General features: G+C 53.9%; 27 protein-coding genes and 2 pseudogenes. 4 read left to right on the top strand and 25 right to left on the bottom strand.

The genetic code is table 11. The features are described from left to right. Positions 1–285 precede the first annotated feature (285 nt). The 11 genes and pseudogenes from U8U68_RS17385 to U8U68_RS17335 form a co-directional block, all read right to left on the bottom strand. On the bottom strand, positions 286–663 hold the full coding sequence (locus U8U68_RS17385) for a TnpV protein (protein WP_322203075.1): 378 nt from the start codon (positions 661–663) through the stop codon (positions 286–288). A gap of 61 nt (positions 664–724) precedes the next feature. Beyond that, positions 725–2,008: an S-layer homology domain-containing protein gene (locus U8U68_RS17380; RefSeq protein WP_322203073.1), complete on the bottom strand. Its 1,284-nt coding sequence runs from the start codon at positions 2,006–2,008 to the stop codon at positions 725–727. 149 nt (positions 2,009–2,157) lie between these two features. Next, complete coding sequence (locus tag U8U68_RS17375; RefSeq protein WP_322203071.1) at positions 2,158–2,664, bottom strand: septation protein SpoVG family protein; 507 nt, start codon at positions 2,662–2,664, stop codon at positions 2,158–2,160. Between the two features lie 12 nt (positions 2,665–2,676). After that, positions 2,677–3,021 (bottom strand): AbrB/MazE/SpoVT family DNA-binding domain-containing protein, encoded by a 345-nt coding sequence (locus U8U68_RS17370; protein ID WP_322203069.1) that lies wholly within the window; start codon positions 3,019–3,021, stop codon positions 2,677–2,679. Further along, complete coding sequence (locus U8U68_RS17365; RefSeq protein WP_322203067.1) at positions 3,012–3,842, bottom strand: DNA adenine methylase; 831 nt, start codon at positions 3,840–3,842, stop codon at positions 3,012–3,014. The genes U8U68_RS17370 and U8U68_RS17365 overlap by 10 nt, the downstream gene beginning before the upstream one ends. Positions 3,843–3,914: 72 nt before the next feature. Further along, a pseudogene (gene nrdD, locus U8U68_RS17360) lies at positions 3,915–4,049 on the bottom strand (anaerobic ribonucleoside-triphosphate reductase); the annotation flags it as partial. 23 nt (positions 4,050–4,072) lie between these two features. Further along, a complete protein-coding gene (locus tag U8U68_RS17355; protein ID WP_322203063.1) occupies positions 4,073–4,630 on the bottom strand; it encodes a DUF3848 domain-containing protein in 558 nt (185 codons plus the stop codon). Beyond that, positions 4,611–4,919, bottom strand: a complete 309-nt coding sequence (locus U8U68_RS17350) for a hypothetical protein (protein WP_322203061.1) — start codon at positions 4,917–4,919, stop codon at positions 4,611–4,613. Before U8U68_RS17350 ends, U8U68_RS17355 begins: the two co-directional genes overlap by 20 nt. Before the next feature lie 72 nt (positions 4,920–4,991). After that, a complete protein-coding gene (locus tag U8U68_RS17345) occupies positions 4,992–5,156 on the bottom strand; it encodes a hypothetical protein (protein ID WP_322203059.1) in 165 nt (54 codons plus the stop codon). Between the two features lie 377 nt (positions 5,157–5,533). After that, positions 5,534–7,966, bottom strand: coding sequence for an SIR2 family protein (locus U8U68_RS17340; protein ID WP_322203057.1), 2,433 nt, complete (start codon positions 7,964–7,966; stop codon positions 5,534–5,536). A 143-nt stretch (positions 7,967–8,109) separates the two neighbouring features. Continuing rightward, a complete protein-coding gene (locus U8U68_RS17335; RefSeq protein WP_322203055.1) occupies positions 8,110–8,361 on the bottom strand; it encodes a hypothetical protein in 252 nt (83 codons plus the stop codon). A 143-nt stretch (positions 8,362–8,504) separates the two neighbouring features. Here U8U68_RS17335 and U8U68_RS17330 point away from each other — a divergent pair, with 143 nt between their 5' ends. Next, positions 8,505–8,804: a helix-turn-helix domain-containing protein gene (locus U8U68_RS17330; protein ID WP_322203053.1), complete on the top strand. Its 300-nt coding sequence runs from the start codon at positions 8,505–8,507 to the stop codon at positions 8,802–8,804. A 46-nt stretch (positions 8,805–8,850) separates the two neighbouring features. Here the strand turns inward: U8U68_RS17330 and U8U68_RS17325 are convergent, their stop codons facing one another. Next, positions 8,851–9,681 (bottom strand): recombinase zinc beta ribbon domain-containing protein, encoded by an 831-nt coding sequence (locus U8U68_RS17325; protein WP_322203051.1) that lies wholly within the window; start codon positions 9,679–9,681, stop codon positions 8,851–8,853. A 385-nt stretch (positions 9,682–10,066) separates the two neighbouring features. Here U8U68_RS17325 and U8U68_RS17320 point away from each other — a divergent pair, with 385 nt between their 5' ends. Both U8U68_RS17320 and mcrC read left to right on the top strand, forming a co-directional pair. Then, entirely contained in the window at positions 10,067–12,187 is a 2,121-nt protein-coding gene (locus tag U8U68_RS17320) for a DUF8426 domain-containing protein (protein WP_322203049.1), read from the top strand. Further along, complete coding sequence (gene mcrC, locus U8U68_RS17315; RefSeq protein ID WP_367575847.1) at positions 12,184–13,230, top strand: 5-methylcytosine-specific restriction endonuclease system specificity protein McrC; 1,047 nt, start codon at positions 12,184–12,186, stop codon at positions 13,228–13,230. Before U8U68_RS17320 ends, mcrC begins: the two co-directional genes overlap by 4 nt. A gap of 54 nt (positions 13,231–13,284) precedes the next feature. On the opposite strand, the gene U8U68_RS17310 is transcribed toward mcrC, so the two are convergent. Further along, positions 13,285–13,593: a helix-turn-helix domain-containing protein gene (locus U8U68_RS17310; RefSeq protein WP_322169476.1), complete on the bottom strand. Its 309-nt coding sequence runs from the start codon at positions 13,591–13,593 to the stop codon at positions 13,285–13,287. Positions 13,594–13,710: 117 nt separating this feature from the next. Here U8U68_RS17310 and U8U68_RS17305 point away from each other — a divergent pair, with 117 nt between their 5' ends. Continuing rightward, positions 13,711–14,199 carry an SLOG family protein gene (locus U8U68_RS17305; RefSeq protein ID WP_322203047.1) on the top strand — a complete coding sequence of 163 codons (489 nt, stop codon included), beginning with the start codon at positions 13,711–13,713 and terminating at the stop codon, positions 14,197–14,199. Positions 14,200–14,205: 6 nt separating this feature from the next. Here the strand turns inward: U8U68_RS17305 and U8U68_RS17300 are convergent, their stop codons facing one another. The 12 genes and pseudogenes from U8U68_RS17300 to U8U68_RS17245 all read right to left on the bottom strand — a co-directional run. Beyond that, positions 14,206–15,579 carry a recombinase family protein gene (locus U8U68_RS17300; protein WP_322203045.1) on the bottom strand — a complete coding sequence of 458 codons (1,374 nt, stop codon included), beginning with the start codon at positions 15,577–15,579 and terminating at the stop codon, positions 14,206–14,208. Next, positions 15,569–17,218, bottom strand: coding sequence for a recombinase family protein (locus U8U68_RS17295; RefSeq protein WP_322203043.1), 1,650 nt, complete (start codon positions 17,216–17,218; stop codon positions 15,569–15,571). Before U8U68_RS17295 ends, U8U68_RS17300 begins: the two co-directional genes overlap by 11 nt. A 5-nt stretch (positions 17,219–17,223) precedes the next feature. Beyond that, the gene (locus U8U68_RS17290) at positions 17,224–18,513 is read right to left on the bottom strand and encodes a recombinase family protein (protein ID WP_322203041.1); all 1,290 of its coding nucleotides are present in this window, start codon (positions 18,511–18,513) and stop codon (positions 17,224–17,226) included. 54 nt (positions 18,514–18,567) lie between these two features. Then, entirely contained in the window at positions 18,568–18,735 is a 168-nt protein-coding gene (locus U8U68_RS17285) for an SHOCT domain-containing protein (protein WP_322203039.1), read from the bottom strand. Beyond that, on the bottom strand, positions 18,732–18,965 hold the full coding sequence (locus U8U68_RS17280; RefSeq protein ID WP_322203037.1) for a hypothetical protein: 234 nt from the start codon (positions 18,963–18,965) through the stop codon (positions 18,732–18,734). Before U8U68_RS17280 ends, U8U68_RS17285 begins: the two co-directional genes overlap by 4 nt. Beyond that, positions 18,950–19,141, bottom strand: a complete 192-nt coding sequence (locus tag U8U68_RS17275; protein WP_322203035.1) for a helix-turn-helix domain-containing protein — start codon at positions 19,139–19,141, stop codon at positions 18,950–18,952. The genes U8U68_RS17280 and U8U68_RS17275 overlap by 16 nt, the downstream gene beginning before the upstream one ends. A gap of 115 nt (positions 19,142–19,256) precedes the next feature. Continuing rightward, entirely contained in the window at positions 19,257–20,594 is a 1,338-nt protein-coding gene (locus U8U68_RS17270) for an N-acetylmuramoyl-L-alanine amidase (protein WP_322203033.1), read from the bottom strand. Further along, positions 20,591–21,010, bottom strand: coding sequence for a phage holin family protein (locus U8U68_RS17265; RefSeq protein ID WP_322203031.1), 420 nt, complete (start codon positions 21,008–21,010; stop codon positions 20,591–20,593). Before U8U68_RS17265 ends, U8U68_RS17270 begins: the two co-directional genes overlap by 4 nt. Before the next feature lie 72 nt (positions 21,011–21,082). Then, positions 21,083–22,420: pseudogene (locus U8U68_RS22695) on the bottom strand (hypothetical protein); the annotation flags it as partial. 829 nt (positions 22,421–23,249) lie between these two features. Beyond that, on the bottom strand, positions 23,250–24,329 hold the full coding sequence (locus U8U68_RS17255) for a hypothetical protein (RefSeq protein ID WP_322203027.1): 1,080 nt from the start codon (positions 24,327–24,329) through the stop codon (positions 23,250–23,252). Then, a complete protein-coding gene (locus tag U8U68_RS17250; protein WP_322203025.1) occupies positions 24,316–25,152 on the bottom strand; it encodes a phage distal tail protein domain-containing protein in 837 nt (278 codons plus the stop codon). The genes U8U68_RS17255 and U8U68_RS17250 overlap by 14 nt, the downstream gene beginning before the upstream one ends. Next, positions 25,149–26,837 (bottom strand): phage tail protein (locus tag U8U68_RS17245; RefSeq protein ID WP_437124445.1); only part of this gene is annotated, 1,689 nt, incomplete at its 5' end. The genes U8U68_RS17250 and U8U68_RS17245, both read right to left, overlap by 4 nt.

The raw sequence follows: 26,837 nt of genomic DNA, 5'->3' as shown, positions 1-26,837 counted from the left end.
CTTGCTTGCTTGCTTGCTTGCTTGCTTGCTTGCTTGCTTGCTTGCTTGCTTGCTTGCTTGCTTGCTTGCTTGCTTGCTTGCTTGCTTGCTTGCTTGCTTGCTTGCTTGCTTGCTTGCTTGCTTGCTAAACAATTATTTGCGCTCATCTCGAAATTTCAACCCTTTTTCTGTAAATTTTTTGTGAAATCTTGGCTCAATAAACCATCTTAAGCCTATGATACCACATTATACAGCATGAGGGGTTGCGAAGTACACTCCTTAAATTGGGTAGTGCGACTGGGTTTGCTAATTGTAAATTATCTCGTTATTCACAATTTCTCTTGCGCACGCCTGGGCGTTGTTCATTCTGCCAGCCCATGTAAGAGGATTTGTAGCTTTCAAACCCTCGGTAATACCGCGAGCCTGTTTCATCTGCTTAACAAGAAGTTCATATTGCTCCTGCGCTTGCTGGTCGATGTGGGCAAGGTAGGCGTTTAGCTTACCGTTCATTTGGAGCGAGTTGTAAATTATCGGCCTCTGCTCTTTTAGGTACCGCTTATGCTGTCGGCCCCATAAACCTATGGGCTGCTTTTCATCCTCTGATACTGTCAGGCAAGGATAATAGTAACCGTCTCTCAGCTCATACCATAGGCCATTTGTTTCGTCAAAAAATTGGTTCTCCATTTTATAAATCCTCCAAAGGTGTGTTTAGCGGGTAATTACTAAGCGTGGGCGTTTCATGTCTTTAATTATAGAACTTCCCCGGCTCCGGTTCCGTGAGATAGTATTTGTCTGTGTAGGGATGCAGCTCCAGCAGGTAGTATTCGATTTTCTCCGCTATCCCCTGTGCGCCGCTGTATTGCTCCCAGCGCATAGGGCCTGCCCAGCCAGCGCCCTCATAGCAGAGGCCCCGGTCATACTGGACCGGGCGGGTCAGGTTGAGCGCCGCTTTTATTTCTTGCATTTTCTGGCTGTCAGGATTGTCCGCTGGGTGGTAGTAGAGGCAGAAACATCCATCTGTTTCCTCGGCAGTAATATAAAATCTGTCACTAGCTGTACGGGTCAGCATTTGAACAAAACCATTGGCTACAGCCGATGTTTCATTGTATTCGCTCGGCTCGTCATTCCAATCGCCCAAGTATTTTCTGCCGGCATCTTCCGAGTTCACCAGAGAAGAATCCCACACGGCTGTAGTTCCATCATAGGAGAAAAGGGGATCATCATCCTTCCCGTGCAAAACGTAATCTAGTATCTTTTCAGGATTCAAATTATCCTTGAGTTTATCTCGGACTTCATCTGTTATAGGAATCCTGGGTGCATCCGGGTCGGGAGAGGGAGAAGGGGACGGGCTGGGGGATGGCGTGGGAGGCTGGGGATTCTCACCGCCGCCGTTTGCCAGCAGTTCCCGGCTGCTGTAGAAGATCTGCGCCACCTGCGCCCTGGTAGCTGTGCCGCTGGGGTCCAGCTTTCCGCCGCTGCCGTTGATGATCTTGTGGGTTATGGCCCATTCCATAGCGTACTTGGCGTAGCTGGACACCTTGTTCCCATCCGGGAACTGTTCCAGCAGGCCAGCCCGCACCGTCAGGTCGCAGTTTGTGAATTTGGCGTAATTGTAGAGGATCACCGCCATCTGTTCCCGTGTCACGCGCTTGGCGGGGCTGAATTTCCCGCCGCCTGTGCCGTTTACGAGGCCGTTCTGCACAGCCCACTCCACCTGTGGAGCATACCATATCCCCGTTTTCACATCACTGAAACTGCTTGTGGGGTAGTCCTTTGGGTCAATTTTGGCCTTATTCCCCAGCACCGTCACGAACATCCCACGAGTCATGGGTTCTTCCGGGGAAAAGGTGGTCGAGGAGGTCCCGCTGAACAGCTTTTCGCTCACGGCATAGTCCACCGCCGTATAGTACCACTTACCCGGTTTCACGTCCGTGAACTTCTCTGCCGCTGCATTTGCAGGAAAGGGCACGGTCGACAGCATGACTACAGCCGCACCCGCTGCCAAAAATCTTTGAAACAACTTTGACATAGGTTACACCATCCTTTTGTGGTTTGAGAATTTTTCTAACCACAGGATACCGCAAATGGTGTGCCTATGTCCAGCGTTTTTTGAAAATATCCTGCAAAAATTTGCGAGAAATTTGGAGGGTTAACCGAACAGCGCGGAATCAGGCCCTTTTACATGACCGGGCCGCAGTCAAAAGGGAGGTCATCCTCCGAATCGAAATCCTCCACGGGAGACGTGTAGTTCCGCTCGGGTGGCACGTCCTCGTCTCCATGTGTGAACGCAGCGTCATCCTGGCGCTGTCCCTGCTGCATGGTCAGTTCGTAGGAGTGAAGTATCTGCCCATACAGGGCCTCCCGCGCCTCTTTTGTAACCGGGAAGAACACTGGGCGGGTCAGCTCGGTGCCATCCTTGATGTAGCTCTGCTCCGGTTCTTTCACGAACAGGCCGTTCCTGGAATCGAAGATACGGAATCCTCTAACAGCAAAGGCCCCAGCAATGTTGACGTTTGCCGTGGCCTTGAGCTTGCTTTTTGAGCTGCTGATGGGAAAGACGCGAACGGTCAGATCCGGGAGCGGGGGCGGGGCCGGAGCCTCTTGGGGACTTGTCCCGGCATTGGCCTGGGCCTGCTGCTGGGGTGCGTCTGCTTTTGTATGGGTCTGTTCTTTTCTCTTTGCCATAATTTCCTCCTGTTATTCTTCATGATTTTTCTCCGCCCATTCCGCAATGATTTTAGCCGCGCAATCTAACTGCTGGGCGGGAGAGAGGCTGGTTAGAAACTCAAAGGCCCGCTGGCTCTGAGGGCTACTCTCAGCTTGGTGCATGGCTTGCACAAACAGCTTGATCATCTGCGGGGGTTCTGTAATGCAGCTATCGCACAGCCGCTCCCGCTTGACCAAGGCGCAGTCCTCGCTGACCACGGCAAAGCTCACCACATCGCCCCGCGCCATGCCGATGGCGTCCCTTACTTCCTGAGGAATAGTCACCCGGCCGCGTTTGCCGAGAATCCGCAATGTTTTCTCATCGTTCATTTCCATATATAATTCCTTTCCACCGGGGCAAAGCCCGATAATGATATTTGCTCTGGCAGCGCCAGCGATGTATCGTAGTTGGAGATGAGCAGCTCCTGATACATATTCCCAGGGTCGTACCGCTGGGCCAGATTGTTGATGCGCTCGATCTTCTCGATGTAGACCCCCGGCACACTGTACAGCGCCCGGATGGCGTCGCAGTCATTGTAGGACAGTAACCAGCGGGCTTTTATTTCCAGCAGGATTTCCGCCAACAGCATATGGTCCGGAAACCCGAACAGATTTCCATAGTAGTCTTCAGTCAGCACATAGGGCGGGTCCAGGTAGAAGATGGTACCCTCGCTGTCATGGGTCCGGATAAGCCGCTCATAGCTCATGTGCTCCACCACCACGTACTGAAAACGCTCCGCAACTGCGTCGATCAAGGGAAACGCCGCCCAGGTGGACCGTGGGCTGGCCCCGAATGATGTTCCTCCGCCGCCGTAGCTCTGCCGGATGAGCTGATAGAAGTCCCGCGCCCAAAGGACAGGGTCCTTGTTGTGCCCTCTGGCAAGCCGGGCCTTGACGGTGTCGAAGTCCTCCCGGGCGTTGAGGATGTACCGCAGCGCTGCCTGCAGCTCGGATGGGGAATCCCGGACTACCCGAAAAAGATTGACAAGGTTGGAGTTGAAGTCGTTGTAAATCTCCTTGACGGAGCGCTCCTTGTTCAGCAGGACAGAGGCCCCGCCGCCGAACACCTCCACATAGGTTCGCTGCCTGTAGTCTGCCGGGAACCGGCTGATAATTGCCCTGCATAGGGCTTGTTTCCCGCCTATCCACGGGATCATGGACTGAATAGTACCACCTCCATTTCTCTGGGTATTTTTACTCTAATGGGCGGCCCCCTGACCATATTTCGCTCACTCCTTTTTATCGGTGTTGACCGGGTGCTTGACCCGGTCCTTTTCCTCTGCACGTTTGGCGTTATTCCAGCCATCCACCGTGCCAGTAAGGTAACCCGTGATGCGCCGGATGCGCTCGAAGTCACGGCCCTCGCCAACGACCTTTTTGCTATTCTTCATGGCGACTGCTCCTGCATGGGTTGCTGGGCCGCTGCCAGCACATTGGCCCTTTCCTCGATTTCATGCCAGATAGTTTCCTGCTGGCGGCTGTCTTTCTCCTTGACCGTGTCGCAGAGGTCCGACATGGCGTCCGGCAGTTCCAACAGGGCCTTCGCCTGTTCATCGTCCAGCTCGTTATACTCCATCGTCAGCAGGATGTCCTCCCGCACCAGGTACTCCCATGCTTTATACAAGATTTGCTCGGGAGGGAGGGCCAGCAGTTCATCCCGGAAGGCTGCCTGCTCCTGGCACAGCTTTTCATAGAGCTGCTCGTCCGGCGTAGCCTGCTGTTCATTTTGGATTACCGTGAAACTGTCCTCGAAGGGCATAAGGCTCAGCGACCGCCCGTTGTCCCACTTCATGAGCAGTGCCGGTTGATCGTCCACACCCATCACTGTCCCACACAGGCCCGCGGGCATCCCATGTTTTTCGTTACAAAGGCTGTTCAGCCGGATTCGCGTCCCTACCGGGTACTGCTTTTTGACCATCTCAACCTTATTTCTGTCGAAGTTCATTCTGATCCCTCCCTTCCGTAAACAGCAGCCGGTTGGCCGCGCTCAGTCCGTAGCCCCGAATCAGCATGGCGGTCTGAATCACCAAAAAGTACCGGGGCGGCAGCATACTGGCATCGGCCAGTTCTGTGAGAGCAACGGTTTTGCTGCCGGTGATGATGTCCTTGGCCACCGCGAAACAGACATAGGACATAGCGTCCAGCCGCCGGGGTTTCATAGCCGTGATGTCGATCTCGTTGGTACCGATGTGGTTCTCGGCCTGGCGCCAGAGCCTGGGGTCGGCCGTCAACAAAAAAAGGCCGCAGCATACTTTCTGCTACAGCCCTTGTGATACCTGATTTCTTTCTCAAACAGCACGCCGTGCTTATCGTTTCGGAAGATCATTTTTCCCGGCCCCTTTCTGTTGTTTCTTCTGTTTCATATCTTTCTGAATAATCCCGGCCTCTGGTGGGTCCCGCTGGAAGCCGGGAATCTGTTGCATAAAACTCTCGTAGGCACGGTCTGTCTTACTTTCTGTAAACTTTGGCACTCTGCATACCTCCTAAATCTTTCTCTGGAAAAAGAAAAAGGGCCATGATTTTCATCATGGCCCTTCTCTAAAAATATTTTGTTTTTCTTCTGCCCTGACTCGCTGTTTGTCAACCACGCAGGTTCAGATCCCAAAAATCAGGGTGGCATCCCCCAAAACACGTCACGCCGTGACGGTCGTTGGAGCATAAGCGCAAAGCGCGTTGCTTGGCCTCTTGAACGCCAAAAAACCCCGGAATTCCGGGGTTTTTTCGGTGTGGCATCTTTTAAGATGTGTAACCTTGGCAAAGGTGGCTATATCTGATACAAATGCACACCCTTTTTGCGTAGGGGGTGTAAACCATCAAGGGGGTGAGTATACAGTTTATTAGTCTTCAACTATTTATCAAATTTGCAAGATTCCAATTTCTGTATCCATCCTTTCAGTCGAGAATCCGACTGAAAAGCTAAATCATCTATATGTTCTTTCATGTGATTCAATATTGCAACTCTTTTCTCTGTGAAAATACTTTGTCCTCGTTTGTCAAAATCATTTTTATACAATTCAAAAATCTTTGCATATTTTGCTGCGGTACTAAATGTATAACTGACATTGTTATCTGGGTGTTTCAAATGCTTGGTTAAACATTCATGGGCTTTAACTAAAGTCTCAATTGCATCATCAGGGCTGGGGGTACACCCTTGAGATGCATTAAATAGCAAATTTTCAATTAAACAATTCGCCTTAATGTTTTCAATGTGGAATGGAACAAAATCAGGGGTTTTTTTCGCAATTGCAAAAGCATTTTCAATACATTGGTGTGCTGTTGAAAAATCATCAATGTCTATAGCGGCAACTGCAAATTGTTCCCAATAGAAGGTATTATTTTGGCAGAAAGAAAGATTCCTAAGATTATCGTAGAAATCAATGACCGTATTTGCATTTTCAGAAGTTCTTGGGAATATCCTAAAGTGAGAATGTGACACCAGATTTTTCAATAATTCCAGGTACGCTCTATTCGATTTGTATATTTGATTAGCCGCTTCTATAACAACAGTCATTGTACCAATTAAACTGTTTATGCCAATTACAGAACGCAACAGTTCTCGTGCAACTACAGAAGATTTTACAGTGACATCATCGTCATCCAGATTAAAAAATTCTTTAATAAATATATTGTCTTTTGCCGTTAATAGTACAAAGTCAATTTTTAATAGATTCAGCATCTCCGTAAAGTTGAAGTCAATTCCCATAACGGACTTCATCAACGCCAAAACAGCCAAATGTTGAATTTGAGTGGATGAGCCTGAAAAATTATTCCAAGTTTCAACGATACGCTGTTCTATGTCCGAAGATTGATATGCATCTAAGAGGAAGTCTGCAAAATGCGAATGGCAATGTTCTTGTATGTACCTTTCGATGGAATCTGATTCCGTAAGAGCTTTAAAATAGAGCTTATTATTCTGTATTACGGAACGCAAAGACAGTACATCTTGAGGGCTCAATGTATCCAAGTAAATCGGTTTGATGTCTGTTTGCTGAATTCCAAGGCTACCTGTTAATGCCTGATAGCTTGGATTAAGGGACTTCCTTGCTGTTAGAATAAAGGTGATATTCCGTTTATCAAGGTATTTAAAAGCAGAAAGTACATCCAATTTACTCTTATAATTATCAATTATCACCACACAACGACGATTTCGAATTGATGCAATCTGTTGGGCCTCCGTGGAGAGGTGCTGGTTGGCCTTGCTAAAGACAAACACATCTACTTCATATTCACGCAACTCATTGCGGATTAACTCGCAAAACATGGTCTTACCATTACCCAAGTCCGACAAGGCCAGAAAAACTTTCTTATTCGGATAGTCACGTAGTACAGCATCTACAGCCGTTCGCACAATAACATATGGATATTCGCCATGCTTTTTCTGCATAAGGCCGCTGACAAATTCGCCTCTACAATAGAAATTGCTAATTTGGGGGAATGAAATGCTCTCCGGTTTGAGTTGTTGCTTATATTCGTAAATAAAGTTTGTAAATCGATGAGTTATTATAGACGGAACATAGATTTTCTTTTGTGCAGAAACTGCATCAGCAAATCCCTCAATCCCGATAAATTCGCATGACCCATATTGTATGAGTAAGGCTTCATCCATCGGGTTTGGATTAGGCGCATCAATAAAAAGAACTTTAGCTTTTATTTTAGGAGACGAAAGGAGTCGCTTGATGTCTAAGTCAAATTGCATAGAGTATCCAATAACAATGATTGCATTCGCTATTTGCAGATCGGATTTAAACAGCTCAAACCATTCTCCACCTTCCAGCGATTCACAAGAATAGCTTGTGTCCATTAATTTAAACTCATTATTTATGGTATCTCGGTTCAGAAAATCGATATGACCATTTAAATGAACACACACATTATCAATAGAATTGCCCTCGATACGCATAGATGGAACTATTGTAGATAAAGCAATACCATTTTGCTGTGCCGCAGTTTCTATAACAGAATCATAGTTTGTCGTGTATATTCTTTTCCATGGAATGGACAATAATGTTTGATGCCATGACTCTGTATGTAAAACACTAAACTCTCTTTTTAGCAACTCGATTAGCTTATCTTCCCCCTGATTTAGAGTGAAAAATTGAGCAACTGTAGCCAATGGCCTATCCTTTGATGCTCCGCAACCATCTGCTATTGCGTCCCTCAATCCGTCTCCTACAGGAAATGGGTGTTTAAGTATATTTTGGGCACCACGAGAGAAACCAGAACCCGCAAAAAGAATCGCTTGTCCACTTAGAGCTGCATTGATTGCATTTTCCATTTCCATATAATCATCTCCATCTCCACTTTTTACCTAATAATGTACCACAAAACTACAGGCAGGTCAATGAGCAGCTTAAAGCCTCCCAAGATAAACATAAACAGCCCTTACATAAAAGGTTAACTTCAAAAATGTGCGTGAGGGTAGAATCAGAAGATTTTATACCAGCGCAACAGGTCGCCTCGCCCTTCTGCCTCCAGCCGCTCCACCGCATAGCGGAGCCATTCTTCCGGCGTGGGGATATCCCCAGCGCGCGGTATCCGCTCCCACGATGCGCGCTTCTCTGGGTCTGGGTCATTCATCCCAGCTTCAATACGGGCCGCGATGATGGCCCGCATTTCTTCTACTGTGATATTCCGCTCCTGGGCCAAGTGTTCAAAAAGTGTTTTAGGTTCTTCCATGACAACCTCCTGTTTCAATCAGTATCCCCAAGCCAGGGCCAATAAAACGCTATGACCCTTTTGGGGCTTTTACTATCTACCTATCGTGCCTATTATAGCACCCTTTTGGGAATTATAATAGTTACAGATAGGCAGGTGATGATGTGGACGCACAAGGCCGTATTAAAGACATGATGGTGGAGCGCGGCTGGACGGAATACCGGCTGGCAAAGGAATCGGGCTTGTCCCACTCCACCGTTACAAATATGTTCAAGAGAAACAACGCTCCCACGCTGCCGACCTTGGAAGCGGTGTGTACGGCGTTCGGTATTACTCTGGCACAATTCTTCGCCGAAGGGAACCCTCTGGAGCTGACCGATGAGCAGCAGACAGTGTTTGCAAAATGGACCTCTCTGTCGGACAGGCAGAGAAACCTTCTGCTGGAGCTTATGGACACGATGTAAAAAACCCGTTGATCCCATTTTGCGGAATCAACGGGTTTTGTGTATGTCAGCTCTCTATCTCAGTGCCGTTCTGGAAGGTGAACACCAGCCGCCCATCATGGTAGGCCGTAGCTTTCTCAACCACTGCCAGCCAAAGCCCCTCATTAAATTCGGTAATGGCCTCGGTGTACTCGGAGAGTTCAAACATAAACCCGCCGATGGCATCCGCCTTGGCCAGCCGCTGGGCTTTCTCTTTCTGGAGCGCGTCCAGCTTGGCCTTCGCCGCATCGTACCGGGCCACATAGCCATTGTAGCGTTCGGCGTATTCCTCCTGGCTCTGGGCGCTCCGGGCGTTCTCCTGGATGCACCGCTGGGTCAGCTCCGTCACCACCGCGATCTCCCGGAGCAGTTCGTCCAACTCTGCGTCAATGGCGGAGCAGTTGGTGAGGTGGTCCTGCATGATGCGGCAATCTTCCAGCAGAGCATCCTTGCCGTTCAGCAGTTGATTGAAAGCCGCCAGGAACCGGGCTTTGATGTCCTCCTCCCTCAGATGGGGCGTCCGGCACTTCCGCTCTCCGGCAAATTTCTCGTTGCATTGCCAGATAGTGCGGCGGTACTTGCTGTTGGAGTGCCAGACCTTGGAGCCGTAAAAGCTGCCGCAGTCACCGCAGACGATGCGGGCGGCAAAGATGCTGCTGCCGCTGTAGCGATGGCCCATCCCCTTCCGGCGCACAAACTCGGCCTGCACCTTGTCAAACTCCTCCGGGTCGATGATGGGCTGGTGGCTCTGCTCGATGTAATACTGCGGAACTTCGCCCTCGTTGACCTTCATTTTCTTGTCCAGGAAGTCGATGGTGAATTTCTTTTGCGTTATGACCCAATCACCAATACAATTCAATTTTTCCTCCAAGTCGGGGTGCAAAGGGGTTCAAATTTCTTAGGGAGGGTGCAACGGGCAAAAATCCGCTGAATATGGGACTTTTCCAATGCTTTTAAGGTAGAATTGTATCTATAGGAAACTGCAAATGCGAGGTGTGTTATTGTTCGGTCAGCGAAAAAAGCGGTAACCCACCCGCCTCAAAAGTCAGATGTGACTTTCTTTTCCGCCGCAAAAATTGTATCAAGCCCTGGGTATGTGGAATTTAAAATAGAGCCAATGTTCCGAGGGTGTGACTATACTTCTTTGTCTGGAAAATTTGCGTAACCCACTACCAGATAGGCGTCCACTGTGATAAAATAAAATCAGTCATAAGGAACAATCACCGTTTTCGGAGGTATATGTAATGGATATTCAAAGCACGATTACCAGAGTCAAAGGAGAATATAAGGACTATTTGCGACAGACACACCCTGACTGGGCAGACAGTACAGTAAGCACCCACGTCTCCGATGCTTTCTATCTGTACCAGAACACCATTGCCCTGTCCTTCTGGAAATGCTTTGCAGACGATGGCTCTATGGCGGCAGCCCAACAGGATCTGCTCGATTACTTCACCAATGAGGTTATATCTGATCGGGCCAGGGAGCGGGCCAAAGGATACTATAAAGATTTGACCATGCTCAAAGAATTCATTGATTCCAAGGGTGGAGTGCGGCAGTACATCGGCTATGAGTATGACTGTGAGGTCACGATTTATCAATATGCCAAACGAGTATATGATGGCGAGGTGGATGTCAAGGATGCGGTAAAGAAACTGTGTGCAAAAGTTCCGTGTTTTGGAGAGGGAAGTCATAAATTTACTGTTGGGACATTGTTCTCCGCCATGATGAACGGAAAAGTCTATACATGGAAAGCCAACACGGAACTGACTTCCTATTTTATCGAACACATTGGCGAGGACTATGGGCGGGATAAACTGGTCAACGCATTGCAGGCAACACTTGAAAATAACAAATATTACTATGGGCAGACCGGCAATAAGTCCACAAGCATCCGCCGTAGCTGCCGCAGGATTGCGGAGCAGTACGACATATCCATCTCTTTTGGGGATGATATTTTTGACGGCATTATTCCCAAGGACTCCAGTGATGCCGTGCTGGCTGTAGACACCGCTGCCATCCGATATTGGCTCTACGCCGCCGGAGACGGCTCTGCCAACTGGGAAAGCGACTATGCCGAGGGCATCATGGCGATTGGCTGGCCGGGGATGGGCGACCTGTCAGCCTACGGCTCTAAAGAGGAGATGCGCGCCAAAATGCGTGAGCTGTACGGCGGCACCGGCTCCTACCGAAACCAGGTGCTGGCTACCTGGCAGTTTGCCAATGAAATCAAACCCGGCGATGTGGTCTTTGTCAAAAAGGGTCTGAAAAAGGTCGTAGGACGTGGTATTGTTGAGGGTGAATATGCTTATGACGAACAGCGGGGAGAGTTTTGCCACACCCATAAAGTCCGTTGGACGGACAAAGGCGAGTGGGAACATCCTGATCAATATGTAATGAAAACTCTCACCGATATGACCCCCTATACAGACTTTTTGAAGAAAATGCAGGCTTTGTTTGACGAGGGCAAACCAGAAGAGTCCCTTGATTCCGGGGAAGAAACAACCGCTTACGATCCCTACACTGCCGAGGATTTCCTGCAGGATGTCTACATGGACGCGGAGCGTTATCAAACCCTCAAAGCCCTTGTGCTGACCAAAAAGAATGTGATCCTCCAGGGCGCTCCCGGTGTGGGAAAGACCTTCGCCGCCAAGCGGCTGGCCTACTCCATCATGGGGGAAAAGGACGCCTCCCGCGTTCAGATGGTGCAGTTCCACCAGAGCTACAGCTATGAGGATTTTATCATGGGGTTCCGACCCACTGAGACGGGCTTTGCACTGAAAAAAGGCGTGTTCTATGAGTTTTGCCGAAAAGCGGAGAAGGACGATGAGCGCCCCTATTTCTTTATCATTGATGAGATCAACCGGGGCAATCTGAGCAAAATTTTCGGGGAACTGTTCATGCTGATTGAGAGCGACAAACGAGGTGTCGAGCTGCAGCTTCTCTATGCGGACGAACAGTTCTCCATCCCTGGAAACGTCCATATTATCGGCATGATGAACACAGCGGACCGCAGTCTCGCTATGTTGGATTACGCCCTGCGCCGCCGTTTCGCGTTCTTTGAAATGCCCCCGGCCTTTACCTCCTCCGGCTTTCAAGCGTACAAGGCGAGAATCAACAATATCAAGTTTGACCGGCTGATTGAGACGGTGGAACGGCTGAATAAAGAGATTACTGAGGATGACTCTTTGGGCGAGGGCTTCCGCATCGGCCATAGCTATTTTTGCACGAACCTCAACATCAGCGATGAGTGGCTGCGCTCGGTTGTGGAATTTGAGTTGATCCCTCTGCTCAAAGAATACTGGTTTGATGAATCGGCAAAAATCAAGGACTGGAGCCACGCGCTGTGGGAGGCCGTCAAATGATCCGCCGGGTTCAGAACATCTACTATATGCTGGCCTACGCTTTCCAAGTCCTTCACGAAAACGGCTACAGAGACGTGGCGGCGGAGGAATTCGAGAACGGGCTGGAGCTGCTGTCGGCCATTCTCTGCCGGGGCGTTTCAATTCAGATCAAACGCGGTCTGGGCCGTCAATACCTCACGAGGGAAGAGGCGCTTTCTTCCCCAAGAGGAAAAATTGAAGTTAACGACTCTGTCAAGACGCTGGTTATCCGAAAGAAACAGCTTGTGTGCGCCTACGATGAATTTTCCGTTGATGCCTACCCCAACCGGATCATTAAGACAACAATTTCAGTGCTACTTCGCTCAAATCTGTCCAAGGCCAGAAAAAAGGAATTGCGCAAACTGCTGATTTTTTTCGACGGGGTTTCCCTTCTGGATGTCCACACCATTTACTGGAATATCCCATATGACCGGAACAATCAGACCTACCGCATGATTCTTGCCGTCTGTCAGTTGATCCTAAAAGGGATGCTCCAGACAGAATCTGGTGGGGCCGTCAAGATGATGGAGTATCTGGATGACCAGAGCATGGCAAAGTTGTACGAGAAGTTCATTCTTGGCTACTATCAGAAAGAACACCCGGAACTCAAAGCATACGCTCCACAGATCGATTGGGCTGTCACTGACGGCAACCGCGCACAACTCCCCGCCATGCAGACGGACATTGTGCTATCAAGTAGGGATACCAGGAAAACGCTGATCATCGACGCGAAATATTACTCCCACAATATGCAGATGAAAATGCCCTATGGGATCAGGACAGTCCACTCCGGCAACTTGTATCAAATCTTTGCCTACGTCAAAAACTGGCCCACCGCCCCTGACGAGAGCGTAGCTGGAATGTTGCTGTATGCCGGAACAGACGATGAGATCCAGCCGGACAATGACTATCAAATCAGCGGGAACACGATTAGTGTGAAAACGCTAAACCTGGACTGTGATTTTACACGCATTGCCGAACAATTGGATGCGATTGCCGCAACGGTTAAACCGCCAAGAGAATAAAAGAAAAAACCAGTGCCGAAGGTGATAACCCGCTATCATCCCCGGCACTGATTTTTATTTAGTATTCATCGCCTGGATCATCTGCAGCGCCGCCTGTTTCTGCTCCGGGGTAAGTGATACCCAGTTGTCAAACAGCTCCTTCAGCTCCGGGGTCAGTTCCACCATCTCGCTCTCGGCGAAGAACTGGGCCAGGGAGATGCCAAAGGCGGAGCAGACGGACTCCAAAGTCCCAATGGAGGGAACCGTGTTCCGCTTGAAGATATTCGCCAGCGTGGACTCGGAAAGGCCGCTCTCTTTCGCCAAACGGTAGGCCGTCCAGCCTCGCTCCGCCATCAGTTGCCGCAGCCTGGAATGTGTGTCCATGATGCCACCTCCCTCTTATCAATATTTTACCGTTCACTTAAACGGTTTTATACAGTTGACTTGTACGGATTATACCGTTATATTGAACTGTATTAACCAGTGGAGGAGGACGGTAAAATGTCAGAACAGGAGCTGCGGCAGCATCGGTGCTGCTTCACCGGGCATAGGCCGGAACGGCTGGGAATGCCTGAATCAGAAGTCATTTCCTGCCTAAAAGAAGAAATCCGCACAGCGATTGCTGGCGGATTTCAGACATTCATATCGGGGATGGCGAGAGGAGTCGATCTCTGGGCGGCGGAGGTCGTGCTGGCCCTTCGAGACGAGGGGGCGGCAGTTCGGCTGATTTGTGCCAGCCCCTACCGGGGCTTTGAGAGCCGCTGGAGCCGGGAGTGGCAGGAGCGGTACCGCCGGGTAATGAAGCAAGCCGATCTGGTGCGGTTCATCTGTCCCGGATACAGTAGGGATTGTTTTCAGCGGCGGAACCAGTGGATGGTGGACCACTCAGCGCGGGTGATCGCCGTCTATAACGGCCAGCCCAGCGGGACGCGGAACACCATAGAATACGCAAGGCGGCGCAACGTGCCGGTGATCCTGCTCCCGCGCTGAGCGCTGTCAGATCGTCAGTCGAATCCCGGACAGAAACACTACCGCCAGTTTTCCGTCCGGCGTCAGTTCCATGTGATCCAGCACCTTTAGCGAGAAGTAGTAGTCGAACGCTGCCAGTTTGCCCACCTCGTCCAGCAGCCAGAGCATCTCCTTTGCCCGGTAGCGGGTGAGCGTGTCCCCGGCAGTTTCCGCTTTCCGGCGCAGAGCCGCGCCGTATTGCAGTTTCTTGCTGACCACCAGGTTCCACGCCCGGACGAAGGCTTTCTCAGGGGCGTCCAGCGGGATTTTTGTCTGGGCGCAGAGGGGCAGGCCCTCACCCCTGGCTTTCCCCTTACGCCAGCGCCCGCAGCGCCACATGGTTTCAAGGGTGCCACTCTTGCGCTTGGCATAATACTGCACCACGCCGCTCCCGCAGGAGCCGCAGATGATCCGGTTTTTGAAGGGCAGCTCCACAGAGGACATGGGTTTCCAGGTCTGACGGCGCTGTATCTCTAACTGCGCGAGCTTCCAGACTTCCTTGGAGACGATGGCCGGAACGCAGTCCTCCAGATAGTATTGGGGCAACTGGCCCTTGTTGGGAACTTTTTTGTGGGAAATCGGATCAATATGAAATGTCTTTTGAAACAGGCAGTCCCCCATGTATTTCTCATTGATGAGTACATTCATCACGGTGCGGTTGAACCACACATCATTGCCCCGCCGGGTGGGGATGCCGTCCGCATTCAGTCCTTGGGAAATCTGCTCATAGTTCAGGCCATCCAGAAACTCGGAGTAGATACGCCGGATGACCGCCGCTTCCTCTGGGACCATATCCAGCGCATCGCCGTCCTTGCGATAGCCGTAGAGGTTGGCGAGGGCGAGACTCTCCACGCAGCCCTTTTCGTACCTGCGCCGCTTGCCCCACTTGATGTTCTCGGACATATTCTCCGCTTCGGACTCCGCCAGCGCCGCCATGAGGGTCAGCATCAGTTCACCCTCCGCCGAGCAGGAATGCAGATGTTCCTTTTCAAAGTAGACATCAATGCCCAAGTTCCGCAGTTCGCGGGTATAGAGGAGCGTGTCCACGGTGTTGCGTCCAAACCGGGACACGCTCTTGGTGATAATCTGATCCACCAGCCCCGCGCGGCAGTCCTCCATGAGCCGCAGGAACTCCGCCCGGTTTTTCACCTGGGTGCCGGAAATGCCTCTGTCAGCGTAGATACCAACAAACTGGCAGGACGCATCCCCGGAGAGGACTTGCGTGTAGTGGCTGATCTGGGCGACAAGGCCGTGAAGCTGCTCATCCTGGCTGCTGGACACCCGGCAGTAGGCCGCGACCCGCAGAACGCCTTTTTCCGGCAGTTTCTGATAGATGGGTGTGACCGTTTTCTCATTCGCCATTAGTGGTTCCCCCCGTTCCCTTGCGCTTTTTGTACTGGCGCACACCAGGCTCGATAGGCCGGGAGACCTCTGTCCCGTCCCGGAATACAAAGGTCACGGTGCAGTCCGGATGCACCTTCATATAGTTGAGGGTGGCCTGCCAGACCAGCGGGTCGAACTTGGTCAGCGGTGTTTTTCGCTTTTCCAGTTCGGCGAGGAACGCGCCCACCTGCACTCGCTTGGCGGCGCAGAGAGCGATCTGTGCGCTGACCTCCTGTTTCTCCTGCTGGAGCGCGTCATACCGGGCCACATATTCTTCATACTGGCGGTTGATCTCCTGGAGGGAACCGCTCTGCTTGCTGCCCTTTTGGAGCAGAGCGTTGATGAGAGTGGATAGTTCGCCGCATTCCCGGTTGATGGCATCCAGCCGCGCCTGATACGCAGAAGTATCGGTGATGGCGTCCAGGCAGAGGGCGTAGTTTTCCGTGATTTCCGCTTTCCGGGCCAGCAGGCCGTTGAACGCGGCCACAAAGCATTGCTCGATATTCTCCTCCTTGAGGGTGTGCGTGGAGCAGTAGCATCGCTTCTGGAATTTGTTATTGCAGTGCCAGTGGACTTTGGCGTACTTGCTCCCGGCGTGCCAGACCTTTCTGCCATAGAATCCGCCGCAGTCAGCGCAGACGATCCTGCCGGAAAACGGAGTCTTGCACTGGGCGTGGCCACCCGCCGCTTGACGCCTGTGGAACTCCTCCTGCACCATCTCGAACACCTCCGGGCGGATGATGGCGGGATGATTATTCTCGATGTAGTATTGGGGGTACTCACCCTCATTTTTCTTCGTTTTCTTGGACAAAAAATTCACTGTAAACCGTTTTTGTAAGATCGCGTCCCCCTTATATTTCTCATTGTGGAGGATGCTCTCTACCGTGCTGGCGTGCCAAGTAGCCTTTTTCGCCGGGGTGGGGATACCGTCCTCCGTGAGACGGGCGGCGATGTCATAGGTGGATTTCCCCGCCAGAAACTCTGTGTAGATGCGCCGGACAACCACCGCTTCCTCCTCTATGATTTCCATCTCACCGTCCTCCGCTCCCTTTTTGTAGCCGAGGAAGTGGGAGTAGCCCAGGCTCATTTTGCCGTCCGCGAACCGTTTACGCTGGCCCCACGCGGTGTTGTCGCTGATATTCCGGGCCTCCTCCTGGGCAAGGCTGGACATGATGGTAATGAGCAGTTCGCCCTTGGAGTCTAATGTGTAAATGTTTTCCTTTTCAAAGTAGACCTCCACGCCCTTTTCCTTCAGCTTGCGGACGGTGGTCAGGCTGTCCACCGTGTTCCGGGCAAAGCGGCTCACCGATTTGGTAAGGATCAGATCAATTTTTCCGGCGAGGGCATCCGCCACCATCTGATTGAACCCGTCCCGCTTTTTCATGCTGGTGCCGGTGATTCCGGCGTCAGAGTAGACCCCGGCGAAGATCCACTCCGGGTTGCCTTGGATGTGGGTTGTGTAGTAGTCCACTTGGGCTTCGTAGCTGTTCTGCTGCTCGTCCTTGTCGGTAGACACACGTGCATAAGCCGCCACCCGGCGCTTTTTTACCGGGGTGAAGGCTTGCGCCGTCCGCAAAGGGGCAGTCGCCTCGATTTTCCGCACTTTCTTTTCCGCCATGCCGTTCACCTCCTCGCCAGCGCTCTCTGCCGCGCCGTCTCCCGCATCTCCGCTGTCCAGCTCTCCCGGCGGGAGCGGTCTTGCCAGCGGTACTCCTCTGTGTGACCATCCCGGAAATGGAACCGCAGGAGGTTGTCCGGGCAGGCATCTATGGCCGTAACTGCGGCGGCAAATGCCTCGTCCTCAAAGGAGCGTAGCCCCAGCACCTGGGCGCAGGCCGCTTTTAGCGTCCCCTCCGGGATGGCCTTGGAGGTGGGGCAGTACCGCTTGCCCCTGGTGTTATAGGTAGAGCAGCACCAGGCCACACCGCTGGCGGTGGTTTTCCGGCGGTAGTTCTTTCCGCAGCCGGAGCAGCGGATCAGCCCGGTGAACGCGCTGGGCGTACCCCGCTCTCCTGTGTGGGCCGATCTCCGCCGGGCCAGTTCCGCCTGTGCCGCCGAGAAATCTTCCCGGCTGATGGTGGCCTCGTGGTCATCCTCCACATAGAACTGTGGGAGCTGCCCAGTGTTGTCCACCTGTTTCTTGGACAGATGGTCCAGACGGAAGGTCTTTTGCAGGAGCAAGTCTCCCGCGTACTTCTCATTTTCCAGAATCGTCCGAATGGCGCTGGGATGCCATTCACAGCCCAGCCGGGTGGGAACGCCCTCTTCATTGAGGATTTTACAAATCTTCTGTGTTCCAAGTCCGGAGAGATAGAGGGCGAAAATCCGCCTGGCTGTCTCCGCCTCCTCCGGCACGAGGGTGAACACACCGTCCACCAGACGGTAGCCCAGCATGGTGCAGCTGTTGGCCCGGCCCACCTCAAAGCCCTTGCGAATGCGCCACTTGCAGTTGTCGCTGCAAGACAGGCTCTCGGCCTGGGCAAAGGATGCCAAAAGGGTGAGAGCCATCTCACCATCGGCGGTGAATGTGTAGATGTTCTGCTCCTCAAACCAGACCTCCACACCCAAGGCTTTCAACTCCCGCACGGTTTCCAGCAGGGTGACGGTGTTCCGAGCGAACCGGGAAATGCTCTTGGTAAGAACCATGTCGATGGCCCCGGCACGGGAGTCCGCCAGCAATCGCTGGAACTGCTCCCGATCCTCTTTCGTACCTGTCGTGGCCTCGTCCGCATAGACCCCGGCGAAGTCCCAGTCCGGATCGTTGCGAATAAAATCGCGATAGTAATCGATCTGCGCCGCCAAGGAAAGGAGCATGGCGTCCTTGCCGCAGGACACCCTGGCATAGGCTGCTACCCGCCGTTTTCGGATGCTCTCTTTTGGCGTTGGTGTGATGTCAAAAATGTGCTTGTTCATGGGACACCTCCTTCGGTAGGTAGCATATTACCTCTGTTTTCCCCGGTTATCCACTCAATTCTGCGGCATAATGTTCACAAAGATCGGGCGGTACTTTTGTGCTAAGATTGTATCGATTTTATCGTAATCTGACCGGGAGACGTGCCCATCTTCCAACAGTTGGCGGAATGGCGCGAGGCTGACGTGGTAGAGGATTTCCCGGTGGAGTTGCTCCTTCGTCATGTCACTGTACCCCCTTGGAACCGGGCCTGCACATAGCACTGGTGGGAGCAGTATTTTCGGCGGCTGTTGCCGTAAGCGGTGAACGGCTTTCCGCAAGTGGGGCAGACAAAGCTGTAAACCGCTTTTTGTTTGACCATCTCCGGGTGGGCGTTCCACCACGCCTGTCTGCACTGGTCAGAGCAGAACCGCCGGGGTTTTTGCTTTTCCGCTTGAATCAGTTTTTTTCGCACTGAGGGCAGCGGTTCCGCTGTTCCGCTTGCTTTGCTGCCCGGATACCAGCCGCACCGTTCCGGCAGCAAAAACTCTTCACGGTATCCTTTGAAATACCAACCTTGGCGGCAATAGCGGCATAGCCATGACCTGAATCTCGTAAGGATAGGATCTTTGATTTCTGTTCGGTGGTCATAAAGTCGCACCTCCTTCGGGGTACCCAGAAAAAGAGGCGGGACTGTCAGGGTACAGAAAGTAAAAAAATATGCCCGCCAGGGAGAAAACTCCCCAGCGGGCCTTTGCGGTACCTATCAAATTTTCTGCGCGTAGTCCAAGGCAATCCACCCCGCGCCGGATTTCAGTCTGCCCCAACCCTTGGCGGAGCCGGGACCGTCCTTGACCTCGGTGATGGTGAACACCCCAGCCCCAGTGAACTTCCCGGTCTTGGCGGTGTTGGTGCCGGGGCCTGTGCGGATGTTGAGGTCGGTGGCGGTCACCCGCACCTTGAAGGAAACGGCGACAGGAGCCGGAGTCGGAGCAGCCCCGCCAGCGGTGGCGAGGATAGCATTGAGAATGGTGACGATTTTCTCCCCATAGCCCGCACCGGTGGCCCAGCCCTTACCCTGGGGATTCTCCTGCTGGCCCAGCCATTCCACCACCTCGGCGCAGCCCCGCGCCACATACTTAAATCGGGGATCGATGCACTCACACTTCAGCGGCTCGGTGGAGGCGTAGGCTTTGAGGTGCTGCACCTGCGCCCGGATGCCGAGCTGGGCCGTGGAGAAGGAATTACCCTTCAGCCCATTGGCGGTGACACCCATGCCGCAGAAATTATTCTGGTCCAGCGTGACGGCGGAGCCAGCGAAGCCAAAATTTCCGGTCTCCAGACAGGACTGCGCAAAGGCGATGTCGCCCCGCACACCCTCCGCCGCTCCCTCGGACAGATAGAGCGGCACCATGTCCAGAACGCTCTGGGCCACTTTGGGATTTTTGGCCTTAAGGTAGGTGCGCATCTGCTCCGCAGTCGCCACCGCCGCGCCCATGATCTTCGTGCCGGACACACCGCTGGGAGCGGCGGCCCCGTCGCCCATTTCGGCTTTGACCGCCTTGCGGAAGGTGTCCATGGTGTAGGGCAGGCCGAGCTGCGTCCACAGATGCTCCGGGTCGCCGTGGTTGGAGGCGATGCCCCGCTTGCAGCCCTCCTTGTGGCTGACGATGACCCCGTCCCCCAGAGGGTCGAGGGAGAACTTCTGGCAGAGCATGGCGAACAGCTCCACCGCCGCCTGATAGGTGCGCTTGGCAACGGCCTGGGCGGTGGCAAGGTCAGAGCAGGTGAAAGTGGCCCCGCCTGTGTACTTGATGCAGCCCGGTTCGCACATCTCCACACCGATGTGGGTGTTGTTGCCGCTGGCCCCGCAATGCCAGCCCCGGTGGTTCCAGGGGAGGCACTGGTACACGGTGCCATCGTTGCCGTCAATGAACGCATGGACGCAGGCCCGGTCGTAGCTGGCCTTGTTCCAGTTGCGGACGAACACCTGGGCGCTGGGCTGGGGACAGCCCACAGAGTGAAGCATGAGGCCCTTGACCGTGATCTTCCGGCCAGCGGTATAGCAAGGGTTCTTAGTCAGGATGGTTTCAATCAGTTTCATTCCCCGTCACCACCCTTCTCCGCCCGGTCGTGGAGCTGCTCCAGCACAGCCTTCAGTTTCTCCGGCACAGGCAGGCCCAGGTGGGCGGCGTTCTCCACCAAGGAGACACCCTCGTTGGACAGGTAGAAAAAGATGATGGCAGTCCGCAGCACCGAGCCGGTGCCGATGACCTGCACATCGAGGATGTTCGCCACCCCCACCAGGAAGAAGATCAGCACCTTCCGGCAGATGCCACGAAAGCCCACCTCGCTGGACAGCTTTTTGTCGTTGACGGCGCACATGACCCCGGTGATGTAGTCCACCACTGTGAACACCACCAGGGCGATGAGGAGGCCGTCACAGCCGCCCAGGAAGTAGCCCAGCCAACCGCCCACGGCGGTGAGCACCATCTGGATCGTGTTCCAGAACTCTTTCATGGAAAATCCCTCCGTTTCAAAAATGTGTATAATAGAAGGCCATCCGCTAAACGGCGGACAGCCTTTCATCCGTTATGCGGTTTCTGTTTTCTTGGCCTTGATATAGGCCGGGAGGCCATCGCTGACGATCATAGGGAGCCATGCGCCATCGGTGGCATAGTCGAAGTTGGTGTTCAGTGTGATCTTCGCCAGCTTGACCCGATTACTGGTGTCCTGCCCCAGAATGTAAAGGGACTGCTCATCCTGGGAATAGCCAAGCCAGCCGAATTGAGTGATCGTTCCCAGCACCGAGGTCGTGTCGAGATATCCGAACGACCCGTCCTCCAGAGTGCGGGAAAAAATGATGCCAGTCCCAACAAAAATAAGGTAGATACCTTTGCCCCACAGATAGGCAGCGGCATCTACAAACACTTTTGCACTACTCGGTGTGGGAAGGTTTAGCTTAATGCTGGCAACCTTGGTATCCGAGGTCGATGCCCATGTGAAATTGTTGACATCAAAAGTGCTGAGGACCTTCGTATCCCCTGCAACATTGAGTGGGCAGGCTGAACCTCTTGCGGTGATAGAAATGTTTGTGTATCTGCTATCTGTGGAAAACAGATTAGCTGGGCTGGAGTAGACCGAATAATATCTTGAGCTGCCGCTTGAATACGCATAAACCGAAACCAGCTCTCCCATATGTCTTGTACTGTAACATGACCGCTGATTTTTGAAGTAGGTTTCATCTGTGCTGATAGAAGTGTTGACGAGCGTAGCGTTTTGGCTTCCCTCGACCCAGGTCAGCGCACCGGGCGATGAATTACCGTAGGTGTAGTATCGATCACCAATTGCGCAATAATAGGTCTCTACACCAGAAACCATTTTTGCCACAACATAAGGCACATAAAGTGCTGGGCTGAATTTGGGAAGATACTCATAGCGAGAGTCACTTTCCTTGGTTATGGTTGAAAACGGCATCTCCACTGTCAGTTCCTCTTCATCGCCTGAAAACTCTGCACAAAAAATCAGGAGATATTTTGCCGAGGAAAACTCTTGAGGAATTGCGTTATCTGTGCCGCCCATCAGAAACTGTGACAGAAACAGCTTGGCCTTGTTGCCGGAGTGGTGCGGAACAATGGAAAGAGCAAGCGGTTTGGCTATACTGGGGGCAATGAAGTCGGCAAAGTAAGGACTGGAACTGGTGACGGGGATAGCCTTGATTGGCCCGTTTCCTTCGAGGTCAATCCCATACAGTTTTCGAGCGGAAAAGGAATACACCCACAGCCTGCCGTTATAGACCACGCCATTGCTGATCTGCGAAGGAACCTCGCCGCTGGAAAGGATGCTGAACTTATCGCCGCTGGGCATCAGCTTTCCAAGGGAAGCGACCAGTTCGGGATAGCTCGTCTCGCTGATGTAGCTGCCATCGCATTTGAGCCAGTTCTCATTGGCACTGGTGCTGGGCATGAATCGAATGGTGCCAATGGGATCATCCTGGCTCTCCGCCTGCTTGATGACCTCCTCCCGCAGCTCCTGGAGGCCGTCCTCCAGACCGGCGATGCTGGTCTCGGTGTCGGTGAACAGGTCCTTCAGCACATCGATCTCACCCACCACATCGCGGGCGGTGAACACGCAGGTGCCGTCCTGCACCGTGTCGCCCACCTGGGCGATGCCAGCGTACTCCACAGGCTCCGCGGCGGCGGTCACACCAGCGGTAGTGCAGTAGAGCGTCACCCAGCCGGGGGACTTTTTGCAGGTCACGAAGTCGCCTTTGAAGTATTCGGTGGACCGCTGGAGGGAGCTGGCCCCGCCGCTGCCGGAGGCCCCGATGATCTTCTCGAAGGTCGGCACCAGGTTGGTGATGCCCGTCCGGGTCACACCAAAGGTAGCCAGCTCCAGGTCGTAGGCGGTGTTGTTGAAGTTCACGTCCTCGTCCCCGGTCAGGTCGGTCAGCACCGAGGCCGTCTCAGTCAGGAGCTGGATCGGCTCGTCCGCATTGGACAGGTCCATGTGGATGTAGAGCCGCCCCTGGAGGGTGCCGGAGCCGCTGTTGAGGATGACGCCAACCTCGCAGTCGTACACCTCGAAGAACCGCCCCTTGATCATGCCGAAGCCCTGGGACACATGGAGGACGTTGCCCCTGGCGTAAGTGACGTTGCAGCCCTTGAAGATGCCGTTGGTGCCGATGACCGTCTGCTGGATGATGGCATCGTCCAGCGGGGTCACGCTGCCGTCGCGAAAGGTTTTCAAAACGATGTTGTTAGCCATTGCCGCTCCTCCTTAGAATTTTGGTGAGGTCCAGCCGGACGGTGCCGAATACCAGCTTGGTGTTTTTCCCGCGCTCCCGCCCGGTGAGGATGCTCCGATAGGCCACCCCGTCCGAGATGATGTCCACCTCCTGCCCGAACTCTATCCGCTCCGGCTTCACCAGCCCATCGTCATTCGCCATCGTCAGCTCGATGAGATTGGAGTAGGCCAAGCCGGAGAACTTGTCGTGGGCGGCGCGGATGGTGGCGGCATCGAAGGTGCCGCCCTCCTCGCTCTGTACCGCCTGCATCTCGCAGACCACAGGGGTGATGCGGTCCCGGTCGTAAGTGTCGTAGCCCAGGTCTGGGTGGAGGTAGTAGGTGCAGGTAGCGGCGTAGTCGGAACTGTCGTACAGCACCAGCTTGTTCACATCTGCGCTGACCTGCTTGATGGTGACGCTTTTCTTGATGATATTGGGAAGGTCCGCCTCGATGGTGAGGATGCTTCCCCCGGCCCGGCCCACCGAGAGGTGTATCTCCCGGTTCTGGATGTCCAGCGCGGCCTTGACCAGAATGCCGTACTTCTGCATGGCGGGGATGATGACCGAGTCCATGAGGTTGACGATGTTGTAGTGGCCCCCGCTCTGGGCTGGGGTGATGTGGAGGCTCCAGTCGGCGGTGGCGCTGGTGTGGGCAACAGACAGGCCGTGGATGTTCTGGAGGGCATCCGGGTTGTCGATAAAGGTCTCCCGGATGCGGTCGCAGATGAACTCCTCCAAAGTACCAGTATTTTGCAAATCCACATCAAACAAAATACTGGTGTTTAGCAGCTCCACCAGGGGCTTGTAGGAGATGGTCTGGAGCCGCTTGGAGCGGTCGGTGCCATAGCCGATCTCGGTGACCACCCCGGCGTACTCCTCGCTGCCCCGGCTGATGCGGATGAAGTCCTGCTTCTGCACATTGGGCAGAGCCAGCACCGTGATGGTGTTCTCGTCCGAAGTGAGGTAGTCCTCTTTGTAGGTGACCTCGTTGACATTGGTGTTCCCGACCATGGTGAAGTCAGGCCGGAAAATCTCCACACTATACGGTTTCATACGAAATCTTCCCTTCCACCATCATTTTCACTGTGTTCAGCCCATCGTGGGAAACGGAAATGCGGTTGCTCCCATGCTTGAGGTGGAAAAACCGCTCTGTGGTAAAGTCGCACTGCTGGTAGCGATTCGCCACGATATCGTCCGCCGCTCCGCGCTCGGTGATGCTGTAGGGAATGCCGGTGGCATCCACCACCAGCTTGTGGTCCGCCATGATGAGGCCCTCGTAGCGGCCCGTCTCGAACAGCTCATTGTCCACATAGTGTTTCCAGACTGGGTTGAGGCAGGGGCCGAAAATGGTAATCTTGCATGGGCTGTCCTCGTAGCTGTCGCTGTCGATTACCAGTGTGTTCTGGGACACCTCGGCGTAGGAGTAGGTATAGGTGTACGGATACACCTTGCCGCCGATGGACAGCACCCCGCTCTGCCGGGTCACGCTCTTGTAGAACAGCCCGGTGGCGAGGAACGTCACATCGCAGACCAGCCCACCGCCGCCCTCCATAAGCTCCCCCTTGGAAAGCTCTGTCAGACGAACAGGGACGCGGTATGTCTCGTCCGTCTGGTAGATGAGGGTCAGCGGCATCGCCCGGACGAACCGGGAGAAGTCCCGGTAGGTCTGGTATGCGGAGGCCCCGCCGAACAGGATACGGCCCGACATCTCCCCCTGGGAGAACAGCTCCTCCAGAGGGATGAAGTCGGTGCCGACCTGCTCGTATTGGGTGCCGTCCTTGAAGCCCAGGCCAGCGATGGAGTGGAAGAAGGAGGAGCGGCTGTTCAGGTCCCAGCCGTCCCCCGCACTGTTGGTCAGTCTGAATTTTCGGATCATAGGAAAGACCTCCCCAGCGTTCGGTTCATGCCATCGGACAGTTCGCCCACCAGGGTGCCGGAGTCCAGCACGATCTGGCGGTTGGCCAGCCGGGGCAGGTACTTGGTGACCACCTCGTACATGGCATCCAGCCGCGCAGACAGGTCGGAGCCATTGTCAGCGGCGGCAGTCTCGGTGTATCTCCCGCTGCCAGTCTTTAGCGCGTCTAAGCTGCCCGCCGCCACAGATACAGTGGGGGTGAGGGCCAGATCGTCCGCCACGCTGTCGATGGCGGCGCGAACGGCTCCCCGGCTCTGCTCGATGCCCCTGGCAAGCCCAGCCATAAAGTCGGGCATCCAGGATTCATAATCGGTGAGCGGCCCCTCGTCCGGGACGGAGAAGTGGAGGAAGGAGCGGATGGTGTCGCCCACGCTGCACACAGCGTCCTTGACCGCGCCGATGGCCCCCTTGATGCCGTTGACGATGCCCATGATAAGGTCGCGGCCCCAGCCCACGGCCTGTTTGCCCAGGCCGAGGATGTGGTCTTTGACGAAGTTGAAGCCGTTTTTTACCGCGTCCAGGACGTTCTTCATGGCGTTGGACACACCCTCCGCCAGCTTGGAAAACACCCCGGTGACGGCCTCCCGAATGGCGTTGACCACATTGGACACGGCCTCCTTCAGCGCGTTCCAGGCATTGACCACGGCCTCTTTCAAGCGGCCCATGATGCCGGAAACGGCCTCCTTGATGCCCTCCCAGACTGCGACCACTGTTTCCTTGATGGCATTGACCACCGTAGTGACAGCGGTTTTGATTGCCTCCCACGCTGCGGTGATCGCGGTTTTCACCGCCTCCATGACCGTCAGCACAGCGGTCTTGACGGCTTCCCAGGCAGCGGTGATGGCAGTCTTGATAGCTTCCATCGCTGTGGTGGCCGCAGTTTTGATTGCCTCCCACGCTGTGCTCACGGCGGTCTTGATAGCCTCCAGCGCCGTGGAGATGGCAGTTTTTATTGCCTCCCATGCTGTGGTGACAGCAGTTTTGAGCGCCTCCATCGCCGTGGTGACCACGCTCTTGATGGCCTCCCACGCCCCGGTCACCACCGATTTGATGGCTTCCAGCGCGGTGGTGAACACACCCTTGATGGCCTCCCAGATGCCGGAGAGGAACTCCTTGATCCCATTCCAAGCGGCCTGAGCCGTGGTGGAGATAGCTGTCCATAGGCCGGAGAGGAAGGTGGCGATGCTGTTCCAGATGGTCTGCGCAGCCGTGGAAATGGCTGTCCAAATGGTGGAGAGGAAAGTGCTGATACCATTCCACACCGCCTCGGCAGCGGAGCGGATACCTTCCCACAGGCCGGAGAAGAATGTGGAGATACCGCTCCAGATGGTCTGGGCGGTGGTCACGATACCCGTCCACAGGCCAGAGAGGAAACCGCTGATGGCATTCCAGACAGTCTCTGCCACAGAGCGGATGCCTTCCCAAAGGCCAGAGAAGAACTCAGTGATGCCGCCCCAGATGGCTTGGGCGGTGCTGACGATGCCTGTCCACAGGCCGGAGAGAAACTCCCCGATGGCACTCCACACAGCCTGGGCCGTGGTGGAGATGGCCTCCCACAGCCCAGAGAAGAAGTCGCCGATACCACCCCAGATGGTCTGGGCCAAGTTGACGATGGCCTCCCATGCTCCCTGGAAGAAGGAGGACAG

The sequence above is a fragment of the Acutalibacter intestini genome, from assembly GCF_034334985.1.
Classification (GTDB): Bacteria; Bacillota; Clostridia; order Oscillospirales; family Acutalibacteraceae; genus Acutalibacter; species Acutalibacter intestini.
This window is presented reverse-complemented; position numbering and strand designations above follow the sequence as displayed.